Source organism: Kitasatospora sp. NPDC085879, from assembly GCF_040686255.1.
Lineage (GTDB): Bacteria > Actinomycetota > Actinomycetes > Streptomycetales > Streptomycetaceae > Kitasatospora.
The window spans coordinates 146,387-159,294 of sequence record NZ_JBFBJZ010000003.1; the positions used below are offsets into that span (position 1 = coordinate 146,387).

The window sequence follows — 12,908 nt, forward strand, 5'->3', positions numbered from 1 at the left end:
AGTGCGACGCTCGATTCGCGCCGGGCGTGCGATGGTTCACGCCCGGCGCGCAGTGTGTCGCCCTGCCTCCGCGTCCGCTCCGCCGACGGTGTGTCGTCGCCGCCGCTCGGGCAGACTCCGCCGCGATCATGACCGCCGGCCCGGACGCATCCGTCCGGAGCCCCGGACGGCCCAGGAAAGGCGACGCGGCAGTGCCACAACCCTTCGAGCTCCCGGACTTCTACGTCCCGCACCCGGCGACGCTCAACCCCCACCTCGAACACGCCCGCACCCACACCAAGCGGTGGGCCCGCGGCATGGGGATGCTGGAAGGCTCGGGCGTCTGGGAGGAGCACGACCTCGACTCCCACGACTACGCCCTGCTGTGCGCCTACACCCACCCCGACTGCTCGGCCGAGGAACTCGCCCTCGTCACCGACTGGTACGTCTGGGTCTTCTTCTTCGACGACCACTTCCTGGAGCTCTTCAAGCGCACCCAGGACCGCAAGGGCGGCAAGGCCTACCTGGACCGGCTCCCGGACTTCATGCCGATGGACCTCTCCGCCGGCATGCCCGAGCCCACCAACCCGGTCGAGGCCGGCCTCGCCGACCTCTGGCTGCGCACCGTTCCCGGCATGTCCCCCGCCTGGCGGGAGCGCTTCCGGGAGTCCACCGAGCACCTGCTCTACGAGTCCATGTGGGAACTCTCCAACATCAACGCCGGCCGGGTCTCCAACCCGGTCGAGTACATCGAGATGCGCCGCAAGGTCGGCGGGGCACCATGGTCGGCCGGCCTGGTCGAGCACGCCGTCGGCGCCGAGGTGCCCGCCGAGATCGCCGCCTCCCGGCCGATGCGGGTGCTGCGCGACGCCTTCTCCGACGGCGTCCACCTGCGCAACGACCTCTTCTCCTACCAGCGCGAGGTCGAGGACGAGGGCGAACTCTCCAACGGCGTCCTCGTCCTGGAGACCTTCTTCGGCTGCTCCACCCAGGAGGCCGCCGAGCGGGTCAACGACCTGCTCACCTCCCGCCTGCACCAGTTCGAGAACACCGTCTTCGCCGAACTCCCGCTGCTCTTCGCCGCACACGGCCTCGACCCGGGGGCCTGCGCCGACGTCATGAAGTACGTCAAGGGCCTGCAGGACTGGCAGTCCGGCGGCCACGAGTGGCACATGCGCTCCAGCCGCTACATGAACGGCGGCGGCGCGATGGCCGAGCGCACCCCCGACCTGCCCGGCCCGACCGGCGTCGGCACCCAGGCCGCCGACCTGCTCAAGTCGCTGCGCGGCCTGGTGGGCCCGGCCCGCGCCCGCAGCTTCACCCACACCCCGTTCCGCAAGGTCGGGCCCTCGCTGCTGCCCGACCTCGAGATGCCCTACCCGACCCGGCTCAACCCGCACCTGGAGACCGCCCGGACCTGCCTGGTCGACTGGGCCCGCCGGGTGCAGCTGATCGACCCCGTCCCCGCCGTCTGGACGGAGGAGAAACTGGTCGACTACGACTTCGCGCTCTGCGCCGCCGGCATCGACCCGGACGCCACCCCCGAGGAACTCGACCTCGCCTCCGGCTGGCTCGCCTGGGGCACCTACGGCGACGACCTGTACCCGGTCGTGCACGGCGCCCCCCGCGACCTCGCCGGCGCCCGGCAGCGCAACGAGCGGCTGCTGGCGCTCATGCCGCTCGACGGCCCGGCCACCGCCGTCCCGCTCGACGGCCTGGAGCGCGCCCTCGCCGACCTGTGGGCCCGCACCACCGCCCCGATGGACGACGGCGCCCGCCGCCGCTTCCACGCCGCGATCGTGAAGATGCTCGACTCCTGGCTCTGGGAGCTCCTCAACCAGGCGCAGAACCGTATCCCCGACCCGGTCGACTACCTGGAGATGCGCCGCCTCACCTTCGGCTCAGACCTCACCATGAGCCTGGCCCGCCTCGGCCACGGCCGCACCGTCCCCGACGAGGTCTACCGGCACGCCTCCCTGCAGGCCCTGGAGAACTCCGCCGCCGACTGGGCCATGCTCGTCAACGACGTCTTCTCGTACCAGAAGGAGATCGAGTACGAGGGCGAGGTGCACAACCTGGTGCTCGTCACGCAGAACTTCTTCGACTGCGACTACCCGACCGCCCTCGGTGTCGTGCACGACCTCATGAAGTCCCGGCTGGGCCAGTTCCAGCACATCGCCGAGCGCGAACTCCCGCAGCTCTACGAGGACTTCGACCTCGACGCGGCCGCCCGGACGGTCCTCGACGGCTACGTCGTCGAACTCCAGGACTGGATGGCCGCCGTCCTCACCTGGCACCAGCAGTGCCGCCGCTACACCGAACCGGACCTGCTGCGCCACCACCGCCCGGCGCTCCCGCAGCCCCCGGCCGGCGCCCGGCCGCCCGCTGCCGCCGTGCCCGCCGCACCGCCGGCCCGGGCCGCCGAACCGGCCCGGGTCCGCCCGTCCGCGCCGCCCGTCCCGCTCGGCCCGACCGGCCTCGGCACCGCGGGCACCCGCGTCCCCGCACCCGCCCTCGGCTAGCCCCGCCCCCGGCTGATCGCCCCCGGCCGGGCCCGCGTTCGGTCAGGCCCGTGGGCCCGCCGGTCACCCGCCGGCGGGCCCACGGATCACTTCTTCGCCGCCGCCAGGATCTTCACCGTGGTGTGGAAGAACCGCGAGGTCGCCGTCCCCGCGAACGCCTTGCCGAACAGCGTCGCCGGGTTGCCGCCCATCCGGCCGCCCCGCAGGTGCAGCACCACGAACGCGGCCTTCGGCAGCGCGCCGACCAGCTCCCAGTCGCCCTTGGGGGAGGAGACCGGCGGAGTCAGCTCCGCCGGCAGCGGCTCGGACAGGAACAGCACGCACAGGCGCAGCTCCGGCGTCACCTCGATCCCGGCGAACGGATCGGCCGCGACGACCTCCTCCAGCTCGCCGAGCGTGCACAGCACCGTCGGCACCGGATAGCCCAGCGCCTGCTCCAGCTGCTCCTCGATCCGCGCGGTGAGCGCCGCCCGGTCCGCCTCGTCCGTCTCGAAGAAGACGTTCCCGCTCTGGATGTACGTCCGCACCCCGGCCAGGCCCAGCTCCCCGAACAGCTCCCGGAGCCGCTGCATTGTCACGGTGCGCCCACCCACGTTGATCGCGCGGAGGAAGGCGATGTACGTCTGCGTCATGGGGCCAGTGTGGCAGCGGCCACTGCCAGACTGGGGACCATGACGACCTGGCAGGACTTCGAACACGACGCCCCCGACCTCGCCCCGCTGGTACGGGCCCGGTTCGAGGCGGGCAAGCACCACGTGCTGGCCACCCTGCGCCGGGGCGGCGCACCCCGGGTCAGCGGCACCGAGGTCCGGTTCATCGGCGCCGACCTGACCATCGGCTCCATGACCGGCGCGGTGAAGGCCCTCGATCTGCGCCGTGACGGCCGCTTCGCGCTGCACAGCACCCCCGACGAGACGATGGCCGACGGCGACGCCAAGGTCTCCGGCACCGCCGTCGAGATCACCGACCCGACCGAGCTCTCCGCCTACGAGGGCGACCTCCCCGAGGCGCCGCCCGGCTCCTTCCACGCCTTCCGGCTGGAGCCCGAGGAGGTCGTGCTCACCATCGTCGAGGGCGACCGCCTGGTGATCCGCTCCTGGCGGCCGGGGCAGGGGGTCCGCGTCTTCGAGCGGACCTGAGCGCCTACGGCGGCCTCTACTTCGGCCCCTCCTGCGGCAGTACCGAGCGGACGGCCTCCGGCGTCCGGGCAACCACCGCGTGCCCGTCGTCCGCCGTGATGATCGGACGCTGGATCAGGATCGGCTGCTCGGCCAGCGCCGCGATCCAGCGCCCCCGGTCGGCCGCCTCCCGCGGCCACTCCCGCATGCCGAGCTCCTTGGCCGCGGCCTCGTCCAGCCGGGTGATGTCCCAGGGCTCCAGATTCAGCCGCGCCAGCACGTCCGCCAACTCGGCCGAGGTCGGCGGCTCCTCCAGGTAACGCCGCACCGTGTACTCGACACCCGCCGCATCCAGGTCCGCGACGGCACTGCGGCACTTGCTGCACCGCGGGTTGATCCAGATCTCCATGCCGCCAGCCTAGCGAGCACCCACCGGCCGTCCCCGGCGCCCGCCCACCACCCGTGGGGGTGATCCGCCACCGCCCGGGGAACTCCGCTCCCGCGCCGAACGGTTGTACCCGCAGGACGCGAGAGGGGAGCCACGGGGTGGACGGCGCAGCGATCATCGAGCAGCTGTTGGGCACCGAGGGGCGGGCCGACCCGTACCCGTTGTACGAGTCGGCGCACGGCCTCGGCCCGGTCACCCCCTGCGGCCCGGGCGTCCTGATGGCCGTCGGCCACCGCGCCTGCGACCAGGTGCTGCGCAACCCCGGCTTCGGGATACCCGACCCGGTGCAGCGCGAGGCGTTCGAGCCGGGCTTCGCCGACCACCCCGCGAATGTCCTGCTGAGCCGCTCGATCCTGGAGCGCAACCCGCCGGACCACGGCCGGATGCGCTCGCTGATCGCTTCCGTCTTCACCGCCCGCAGGGTCGCCGCCCTGGAGCCCGCGGTCATCGCCGCCGTCCACCGCCTGCTGGACGAGATGGCCGCCCAGGGCGCCGACGGCACCGCGGTCGACTTCATGGACGGCTTCGCCTTCCGGCTCCCGGTCGGCGTCATCTGCGAGCTGCTCGGCGTGCCCGAGGCCGACCGGCACCTGTTCCGCGGCCTCGCCGCCGACCTCACCGCGGCCCTGGAACTGCTCGGCGACGACGAGGAGCTGGCCGCCGCCGACGAGGCCGCCGAGGAACTGTCCGACTACTTCACCCGGCTCGCCGCCGCCCGCCGCGCCCACCCGCAGGACGACCTGGTCAGCGCCCTCGTCCAGGTCGCCGCCGCCGAGCCCGAGCGGCTCTCCGGCCACGAGCTGCTCGCCAATCTGGTGCTGCTGCTGGTCGCCGGCTTCGAGACGACGACCAACCTGCTCGGCAACGCCGTCGCCCTGCTCTTCGCGCACCCGGAGGCCGCCGCCGGGCTGCGGGCCGGCACCGTCACCCCGGTCGGCCTCACCGAGGAGGTGCTGCGGTTCGACTCGCCCGTCCAGCTGACCTCCCGGATCGCCCTCACCGAGGGGCTGGACGTCGGCGGCGTCCCCGCCCCGCCCGGCACCGGCGTCTTCCTGCTGCTCGGCGCGGCCAACCGCGACCCGGCCCGGTACGAGCAGCCCGGCCGCTTCGACCCGGCCCGCCGGGACAGCCACCCGCTGAGTTTCGGTGGCGGCCCGCACTACTGCCTCGGCGCCCAACTCGCCCGACTGGAGGCGCAGACCGCCCTGCCCGCACTCTTCACCCGGTTCCCCGCGCTCGCCCCGGCCGGCCCCGCCCTGCGCCGCGACCGCCTCGTCCTGCGCGGCTACCGCACCCAGCCCGTCCGCCTGGTGTGACGGTGAGGGTCCAAGTGGTCGGCTCTCGAACTCCTTCGAGGGCTGACGTGAGAGTCCGAGCCGTGCCGAGAAGTGATCGGCGCTCTGGTGTCGTGCGGCGAAGGTTGGTGTTGCCGTGCCACGTCAGGAGCATCGGCTTTCTCGGCCGGATGGCGCGTGTCCGACGTTCACGCCGACATGGCCTGCCCATCGCAGTCGGCGTCCTCCGCGCAGGCGGCGGCCAGGTCATCCAGCGACAGACCCAGCGCGTGGGCCAGGGCCGCCACGGTGAAGAAGGCCGGGGTCGGGGCCCGGCCGGTCTCGATCTTGCGGAGTGTTTCCGCCGACACCCCGGCCGCCGCTGCCACGTCCACCATGCTGCGGTCACCGCGGGCCTTGCGGAGCAGGGCACCGAAACGCTCTCCGCGTTGCCGCTCTTGCGGACTCAAGGGAACTCTCACCATACCCGTGATACTAATACCGGTATAAGTATTGGGTAGCGTCGCATCGCGGGGAGTCACGACACATGGTGGAGATCAAGACCGACACGGCACTGGAGGCGATGCGAGAAGCCGGACGCGTCGTGGCCCACGCACTCGCGGCCGCCCGCGCAGCGGCAGCCGTGGGAGTCCGCCTGCGCGAGCTCGACGAAGCCGCCCGCACCGTTCTCACCGAGGCCGGGGCACGCTCTCCGTTCCTGGGCTACCAGCCCTCCTTCGCCCCCGTCCCCTTCCCCGCCGTGATCTGCGCCTCCGTCAACGACGCCGTCGCACACGGCATCCCCGACGACTACCGCCTGCGCGACGGCGACCTGGTCAGCATCGACTGCGGAGCCGAACTCGACGGCTGGACCGGCGACGCCGCGATCAGCTTCACCGTCGGCACCCCTCGCCCCGCCGACCTCGAACTCATCACCGCCACCCAGCAGGCCCTGGACGCCGGCATCGCCGCCGCCACCACCGGCCACCGCATCGGAGACATCTCCCATGCCATCAGCACGGTCGCCCGCACGGCCGACTGCGGCATGCCGGCCGACTTCGGCGGCCACGGCATCGGCCGCCAGATGCACGAAGACCCCCACGTCCCCAACCACGGACGACCCGGCCGCGGCTACCCCCTGCGCCACGGCCTCACCCTCGCCCTCGAACCCATGCTCATGGCCGGAGGACGCAACGACTACTACACCGACCCCGACGGATGGACCCTGCGCACGATCGACGGCAGTCGAGCCGCCCACATCGAACACACCATCGCCATCACCGAGGACGGCCCCCGCATCCTCACCCTGCCCTGACCTCGCAGCCGCTCACGCGCGGCAGCTGGACGAAGTCGGCCACTCTCGGGAAGCGCAGGCCGGCGATCACAGCCTTCCACCAGCGCCAAGCTCCCGGTGGGCAGTCGCGCGTCCTTGAGCGCGGAGCGGGCGGCGCGTCGGCGCAGGGTGCTTGACCGTCCCGAACGAGCTTCCCGAGATCGGCCGTTGCCCTTCATGCCTGTGGCCCGAGCCGTGTGCTTCGGTCCAGTCCCGCAGTCGACGCCAGGCCGTGACTCCGGAGCAGCCCACGGTCTCGCCGGGGACGTCGCACCAGGCGGCACCGGTCCGCAGCACGTACAGGATGCCGGCGAGGGCCGCCCGGTCCGCGACGCGCAGTCGCCCGGGTAGCGGCGGCGCCGTTCGGGGGCGGGCGGCAGCAGCGGAGCCAACCGCTTCCACAGGTCGTCAGGAACAAGGTCGGCACGCACCCGGACACGCTGCCGACCGAGATCGCCGAGTGCAGGACCTGCGGCTCAACTCATTCTGAAAACGATCAGTGAGGCCGATCACCCGGGTCCGCGTTCAACCAGGCGCCGATCCTCGGCAGGGCCTCGGGACCGCTGTCACCCTCCACCGATGCGGCGAGGTCGGCGATCGTGACGGCAGCCAGCGATGCGCGCCACGCCGCGTCGGCCGCTCCCATCGCTCGGGCGATGGGGCATCGCTTCGTGCACTGCTCCGGCGGCGTCCCCAGCGGTCCGCGCTGACGTATCTCGGTGCAGACGAACGCGGGACTCGCCCCGTCGACGGCCTGCACCACGTCCAGCAGGCTGACCTCCTCGGGCTTCCTGGTGAGGACGTAGCCGCCGGTCTTGCCCTGGATCGAGTGCACCAGGCCCGCGCGGGACAGCGCCTGCATCTGCTTGGCCAGATAGCTCGGCGACACGTCGTGCAGCGCGGCCAGCCGAGCCGCCGGCACCGGATCGCCGGCCGCGGTCAGCACCACGCAGCAGTGCAGTGCCCACTCCACGCCACCGGACAGTTTCATGCCACCTCCACTTGACTCGGACATAGGATATCCGAGTATTATCTCGGATATCATCTATCCGAGTTTCCGGGGGCTCGACTCACGAAGGAAGGCGCACCATGAAGATCACCGTCATCGGCACCGGACTCATCGGCTCGCAGCTCGCCACCGAGCTCACCGCACGAGGCCACCAGGTGACCGCCGCATCGCTGTCGTCCGGCGTCGATCTGCTCACCGGAGCCGGCCTCGACACGGCGCTCGCCGGCGCGGAGGCAGTGGTGAACGTGACCAACTCCCCCACGTTCGACGAGCAGTCGATCGAGTTCTTCCGGACCACGGTGGGCAACCTCCTCGCCGCAGGCGAGCGGGCCCATGTGCGCCACCAGGTGGTTCTGTCCATCGTCGGCGTGGACCAGGTCCCCGAACTGGACTACTACCGCGCCAAGACGCTCCAGGAGGAGCTGCTGCGCGGCGGTCCGACGCCCTACTCCATCGTCCGCGCCACGCAGTTCTTCGAGTTCATGGAACCGACCATGTCGTGGACCTCGGACGAGACCGCGGTGCGACTGCCCGCGACGCTGCTCCAGCCGATCGCCAGCCACGACATCGTCGACGTCCTCGCAGACGTGGCCACCGGCACGCCGCTCGGCGGGGTTCTCGAGATCGCGGGCCCCGACACGTTCACGCTCGACGAGATCGGCCGCATGACGCTGGCCGCGCGGGGCGACCGGCGCCCCGTCGTCGTCGACGACCAGGCGGGCCTGTTCGCCGCCGTCCACGGAGACGTCCTCACCCCGGGCCCCGGCGCCCGCCTGGCACCCACCCATTACCAGGACTGGCTCAACGGCTGAGCGCGCCCAGAGCGCGGGGAACTGCGCGAGACGCCACGGATTCTGTAACGATCAGTAAGGCCCGGCCCACTCCATCAGGTTGGCGAACAGCTCGGCCTGCTCGCGGGCGTCGTCCAGTGCGTGGTGGGTGTGCGGCAGGTCCGGCAGCAGCGCGGCCGGCATCGACCGCTTGCCGATCCCGGCGAACGGCACCCGGGCCCGGGCCGCGTACAGCGTCTTCATGTCCAGGCACCCCGAGTGCCCGAACGGGCTGCGCCCGGTGAACTCGATCAGGTACCAGTACAGGAACAGCCAGTCGTAGGGCGCCGGGTAGCCCACCATGACCGGCCGGTAGCGCTGCCCGCCGGGCCCCGCCGCCACCTCCTCCACCCACCGGCAGAACGCCGCCATCGCCACGTCCGGCGGGGTGCCGGTGCGCAGCAGCGCCTCCCGGTCCAGCCCGGAGACGGCGAGCGCCTGCGGGTCGAAGCGCTCCGAGACCGGCCGCAGCTCGCGGTAGAACCCGGCGGCCTGCCGTCCGGCCCGCCGGAAGCCGTCCGCGTCGTGGTGCCCGGCGACGGCCGCGCCGAAGGAGAGCATCGAGTAGGGGCCGGGGATCGGGCCGTCGGCCTCGACGTCCACGGAGATGTACACGGTCGGGGTGGTGCGGCGCGCTGCGGACATGCCGCGGATTCTTCCGGGTGGGGCGCTCCCGCTGCGAGCGGATTACCGCGAGAATCGGCGCATGTCCCAGCCCGCCCTGATCCCGCCCGTCCCGCCGCGGCTGCCGGAGCGTGTCCGCTGCCGGCGCTGCGGCCGGCTGCTGCACGACCCGGTCTCCCGGATGCTGCGCCTCGGCCGGGAGTGCCGCGGACCGCAGGATGCGGTGCGGGTCGTCGCGGGCGAGCAGGACACCCTGCCCGGGCTGGCCCGGCCCGGGGCCCCCACGCCGACGCCGACGCCGCCCCCGGCCCCGACTCCTCTCACGACCACGGAAGGCGGTGCGCCGTGACGGAGGACCTCCGTGCCCGGCTGGACACCCTGGCGACCGAGGCGTACCGCCCGGAACTGGCCGGCCTGGACCGGCTGCCCACCCTGGAGATCGCCGCGCTGATGAACGGCGAGGACCGCACGGTGCCGGAGGCGGTCGGCCGCCGCCTGCCGGAGATCGCCGCGGCGGTGGACGCGATCGCGGAGCGGCTCGCCCGCGGCGGCCGGCTGGTCTACGCGGGGGCCGGCACGGCGGGGCGGATCGGTGTGCTGGACGCCGCCGAGTGCCCGCCCACCTTCGGGACCGACCCGGAGCTGGTGGTGGGCCTGATCGCGGGCGGCCCGGAGGCGGTGCTGAACGCCGTCGAGGGCGCCGAGGACAGCCGGGAGCTGGCCGTGGCCGACCTGAAGGGGATCGGCCTGACCGCGGACGACGCGGTGATCGGCGTCTCGGCCTCCGGGCGGACGCCGTACGCGGTGGCGGCCGTCGAGCACGCGCGGGCCCTGGGCGCGTTGACCGTCGGGCTCGCCTGCACCGCGGGTTCGGAGCTCGGTGCCGCGGCCGAGCACCCGGTCGAGGTGGTGGTCGGCCCGGAGGTGCTCACCGGCTCGACCCGGCTGAAGGCCGGCACCGCGCAGAAGCTGGTGCTCAACATGGTCTCGACGATCACCATGGTCCGCCTCGGCCGCACCTACGGGAATCTGTTGGTCGACCTGCGGGCCACCAACGAGAAGCTGCGGGCCCGCTGCCGCCGGATCGTCGCCCTCGCCACCGGCGCCGCCCCCGAGGCGGCCGACCGCGCCCTCGACGCCGCCGGCGGCGAGGTGAAGCCCGCGATCCTCACCCTGCTCACCGGGCTGGCCCCCGCCGACGCCGCCCGCCTGCTCGCCGCGCACGGCGGCCGTCTCCGCGAGGCTCTGGAGGCCGCCGGCCACACCGCGGCCCCCGCCCCCGGAGCGGGGACCGGGGCCGGCGGGGCGCCGTAGCGTCGGGCGAGGGTGGCGGCGGCGGAGAGGATCCGGCCGGCCCAGGTGCGGGCGAGGGCGTCGGCCTTGGCGAAGGTCCAGGACCGGTCGTCCTCGATCACAGCGGGGGCGTTCTCGTTGCCGTGCAGGCCGGCGTCGAACCACGCGTCGAGTCGCAGCTGGGGTCGGCATCTGGGCTTCGGCCGCGCGGTGGCCATGGGGTGCAGCAGCGCGAGCACGGTGTACATCTGGCCGACCATCAGGACGCCGAGCAAGGTCAGCAGGACGGTGGCCGGGGCGGCCTGGGCCCAGTGCGGCGGTTGGTCGGTCGTGCGTGCTTCCGGCTGTGGGCCCGAGGGTTGTGCTGGGGTGGGACATGGGAACTCCGGAAAGGGCGTCTGGTAGAGACCCCGCGTGGTGGTGCTCGGCACGATCGGCCGATGACACCGCCGGGGCAGTGGGTCACCCGGCCGGGGAAGCCCGGCCGGGTGACGATGAAGGGGGATGCTCAGGCGGCCGGGGTGTTCAGCACGTACTCGCGCGAGGCCCGGACCTCGCCGCGCAGGGCGGACAGGTCGACGTCGAGGACGTTGCCGTTCCACTTGCGGGGCTCGCCGTTGACGAGGACGGCGCTGATGTTGCGGGCGTCGGAGCCCAGGACGACGGTGCCGATCGGGTCGTTGAGCGGCATGTTGTTGATGTCCTCGGCCCGGATGGCCAGCAGGTCGGCCTTCTTGCCCGGGGTGAGTGAACCGGTGACGGCGGCCAGGCCGTTGGTGCGGGCGCCCTGGAGGGTGGCGAAGTCCAGGACGTCGTGGGTGGTGATGCGGTGGGGCTGCTGGTCGGTGCCGTAGGCGGCGTTGACGGCTCGCATCCGCTGGATGGCGTGCAGGGCCCGCATCTGCGTGAACATGTCGCTGGCCAGGGCGACTTCGACGTCGATGCTCAGTCCGGGGCGGATACCGACGGACAGGGCCTCGTCGACGGCGGGGATCGCGGTCTCCAGGCCGATCTGGGCGTCGGAGGTGGGGGCGAGCGCCACAGTGGTGCCGGTCTGCCCCATCGCCTGCCATGCCTCGGAGGTCAGTCCGGTGGCGTGGATGAGGGTGACGCCGGGGTTGAGGATGCCGTCCTTGGCCCAGCGCAGGATCGCCTCCGAGGAGGAGGCGCCGAAGACGGCGTCCACGCTCACTCCGATGCCCAGGTCAGCTGCCACGCGGGCGAGTTCGGGACCGTAGGCGAGCACCGGTCCGGCGATCTCGTCGGTGGCCAGGGTCGCCAGGCGCAGGGTGAGCAGCTGGTCGTCGCTGCTGAAGTACTGGTCCTTGATGCGGGCCAGGTCGCCGGGCCACTGCCGGTCCCACTCGCCGAAGTGCGGGCCCATGGAGGCGTGCACGCCACGGATGCCGGTGTCGCGAAGGGCCCCGATGGCGGCGTCGGAGTGCTCGCGGGTGCGGGAGTTGTGGGAGAAGTCGAGCATGGTCGTGATGCCGCTGTCGATCGCGGTCAGAGCGGCCAGCTTGGTGCCGGTGTACATGTCCTCGGGCCGGTAGACCGTGGCGTGGCCGGCCAGGGTGGACATGACGTAGCCGCCGAGGTCGTCGACGTCCGGCATGATCCGGCGCAGCTGGGCTTCCCAGGCGTGCCGGTGGGTGTCGACGAAGCCGGGGGTGAGGATGGTGCCGGTGGCGTCGACGACCACGGCGTCGCCCGCGTTGAGGTCCGAGCCGATGGCGGTGATGGTGTCGCCCTCGACGAGGAGGTCGCCGTGCTCGATGATGCCGAGGTCGGGGTCCATCGTGACGATGGTCGCGCCGGTGAACAGGATGCGCCGGCCGTCGGCGGGGCGGCGCCGGAGCTGTTCGAGGACGGCGGCGCTGGTGGTGTCGTGGACGTTCACGAGGGTCTTCTTCCTGCAAGTCCGAGGGCGGGGGTGGTGGGCTGCCAGGGGCACCGGTGCTGCACTGCTTCCAGCCTCGAGCGCTCCCGCTGGGGCAACCAGGCCGCCGTTTCCCCAGGTGGCGCGCACCCAGGATCAGGCGTGCACAGGCGTGCGGCGGAGGTGCTGCCCCGCTCGGAACGTGGGTGTGCCGCTCCCAGGAAGCCGGCACCTGGGGAGACGGCAGCCTGGTCGGCAGCGGCCACCGGGCCAACCATGGAGCCATGACCAGCAATGACACGCCCCGCGACCCGCACCCGTACGTCGGGATGTGGGTGACCGCGGACGGACACATCCGCCAGGAACTGCTGCCGAACGGCCGCTACGACGAGGCTCGCGGAAATCGCCAAAGCGCCTACACCGGCCGCTACACCGTCACCGGCAACCACATCGACTACGTCGACGACATCGGCTTCACCGCCACCGGCGACATCCGCGACGGCATTCTCTTCCACGAACACCTGGTGCTCTACCGCGAGGGCGACGACCGCGCCCGGCAGGGACGCATCCGGTCGCGCGGCTGACGGGTCACGCGGAAT

At 72.6% G+C, this 12,908-nt stretch carries 14 protein-coding genes and 1 pseudogene; 8 read left to right on the top strand and 7 right to left on the bottom strand.

Going from position 1 to position 12,908, the window contains the following annotated elements; translation table 11 throughout:
* Positions 1-191 precede the first annotated feature (191 nt).
* The gene (locus tag AB0P35_RS03865; protein WP_363506067.1) at positions 192-2,501 is read left to right on the top strand and encodes a terpene synthase family protein; all 2,310 of its coding nucleotides are present in this window, start codon (positions 192-194) and stop codon (positions 2,499-2,501) included.
* An 86-nt stretch (positions 2,502-2,587) separates the two neighbouring features.
* Here AB0P35_RS03865 and AB0P35_RS03870 read toward each other — a convergent pair whose 3' ends face one another.
* Positions 2,588-3,133 (bottom strand): DUF1697 domain-containing protein, encoded by a 546-nt coding sequence (locus AB0P35_RS03870; RefSeq protein ID WP_363506070.1) that lies wholly within the window; start codon positions 3,131-3,133, stop codon positions 2,588-2,590.
* A 39-nt stretch (positions 3,134-3,172) separates the two neighbouring features.
* Here AB0P35_RS03870 and AB0P35_RS03875 point away from each other — a divergent pair, with 39 nt between their 5' ends.
* Positions 3,173-3,640 (top strand): pyridoxamine 5'-phosphate oxidase family protein, encoded by a 468-nt coding sequence (locus AB0P35_RS03875; RefSeq protein ID WP_095877035.1) that lies wholly within the window; start codon positions 3,173-3,175, stop codon positions 3,638-3,640.
* A gap of 16 nt (positions 3,641-3,656) precedes the next feature.
* On the opposite strand, the gene AB0P35_RS03880 is transcribed toward AB0P35_RS03875, so the two are convergent.
* On the bottom strand, positions 3,657-4,028 hold the full coding sequence (locus AB0P35_RS03880; protein ID WP_363506073.1) for an arsenate reductase family protein: 372 nt from the start codon (positions 4,026-4,028) through the stop codon (positions 3,657-3,659).
* A gap of 137 nt (positions 4,029-4,165) precedes the next feature.
* Here AB0P35_RS03880 and AB0P35_RS03885 point away from each other — a divergent pair, with 137 nt between their 5' ends.
* Positions 4,166-5,383 carry a cytochrome P450 gene (locus tag AB0P35_RS03885; RefSeq protein ID WP_363506076.1) on the top strand — a complete coding sequence of 406 codons (1,218 nt, stop codon included), beginning with the start codon at positions 4,166-4,168 and terminating at the stop codon, positions 5,381-5,383.
* Between the two features lie 167 nt (positions 5,384-5,550).
* On the opposite strand, the gene AB0P35_RS03890 is transcribed toward AB0P35_RS03885, so the two are convergent.
* Positions 5,551-5,826, bottom strand: coding sequence for a helix-turn-helix transcriptional regulator (locus AB0P35_RS03890; protein WP_363506079.1), 276 nt, complete (start codon positions 5,824-5,826; stop codon positions 5,551-5,553).
* 62 nt (positions 5,827-5,888) lie between these two features.
* On the opposite strand from AB0P35_RS03890, the gene map reads away from it, so the two are divergent.
* A complete protein-coding gene (map, locus tag AB0P35_RS03895; protein WP_363506082.1) occupies positions 5,889-6,656 on the top strand; it encodes a type I methionyl aminopeptidase in 768 nt (255 codons plus the stop codon).
* Between the two features lie 225 nt (positions 6,657-6,881).
* On the opposite strand, the pseudogene AB0P35_RS03900 reads toward map, so the two are convergent.
* Positions 6,882-7,105 (bottom strand): annotated as a pseudogene (locus tag AB0P35_RS03900) (transposase); the annotation flags it as partial.
* A 65-nt stretch (positions 7,106-7,170) separates the two neighbouring features.
* Complete coding sequence (locus tag AB0P35_RS03905) at positions 7,171-7,665, bottom strand: Rrf2 family transcriptional regulator (protein ID WP_363506085.1); 495 nt, start codon at positions 7,663-7,665, stop codon at positions 7,171-7,173.
* Positions 7,666-7,763: 98 nt separating this feature from the next.
* Here AB0P35_RS03905 and AB0P35_RS03910 point away from each other — a divergent pair, with 98 nt between their 5' ends.
* A complete protein-coding gene (locus tag AB0P35_RS03910; RefSeq protein WP_363506088.1) occupies positions 7,764-8,495 on the top strand; it encodes an SDR family oxidoreductase in 732 nt (243 codons plus the stop codon).
* A gap of 51 nt (positions 8,496-8,546) precedes the next feature.
* Here the strand turns inward: AB0P35_RS03910 and AB0P35_RS03915 are convergent, their stop codons facing one another.
* Positions 8,547-9,158: an exonuclease gene (locus AB0P35_RS03915; protein WP_363506090.1), complete on the bottom strand. Its 612-nt coding sequence runs from the start codon at positions 9,156-9,158 to the stop codon at positions 8,547-8,549.
* A 61-nt stretch (positions 9,159-9,219) separates the two neighbouring features.
* On the opposite strand from AB0P35_RS03915, the gene AB0P35_RS03920 reads away from it, so the two are divergent.
* Both AB0P35_RS03920 and murQ read left to right on the top strand, forming a co-directional pair.
* A complete protein-coding gene (locus AB0P35_RS03920; protein ID WP_363506093.1) occupies positions 9,220-9,486 on the top strand; it encodes a DUF6011 domain-containing protein in 267 nt (88 codons plus the stop codon).
* The gene (gene murQ / locus AB0P35_RS03925; RefSeq protein ID WP_363506096.1) at positions 9,483-10,451 is read left to right on the top strand and encodes an N-acetylmuramic acid 6-phosphate etherase; all 969 of its coding nucleotides are present in this window, start codon (positions 9,483-9,485) and stop codon (positions 10,449-10,451) included. The genes AB0P35_RS03920 and murQ overlap by 4 nt, the downstream gene beginning before the upstream one ends.
* A 487-nt stretch (positions 10,452-10,938) precedes the next feature.
* On the opposite strand, the gene AB0P35_RS03930 is transcribed toward murQ, so the two are convergent.
* The gene (locus AB0P35_RS03930; protein WP_363506099.1) at positions 10,939-12,330 is read right to left on the bottom strand and encodes an amidohydrolase family protein; all 1,392 of its coding nucleotides are present in this window, start codon (positions 12,328-12,330) and stop codon (positions 10,939-10,941) included.
* 263 nt (positions 12,331-12,593) lie between these two features.
* On the opposite strand from AB0P35_RS03930, the gene AB0P35_RS03935 reads away from it, so the two are divergent.
* On the top strand, positions 12,594-12,893 hold the full coding sequence (locus AB0P35_RS03935) for an Atu4866 domain-containing protein (protein WP_363506101.1): 300 nt from the start codon (positions 12,594-12,596) through the stop codon (positions 12,891-12,893).
* Positions 12,894-12,908: the final 15 nt, after the last annotated feature.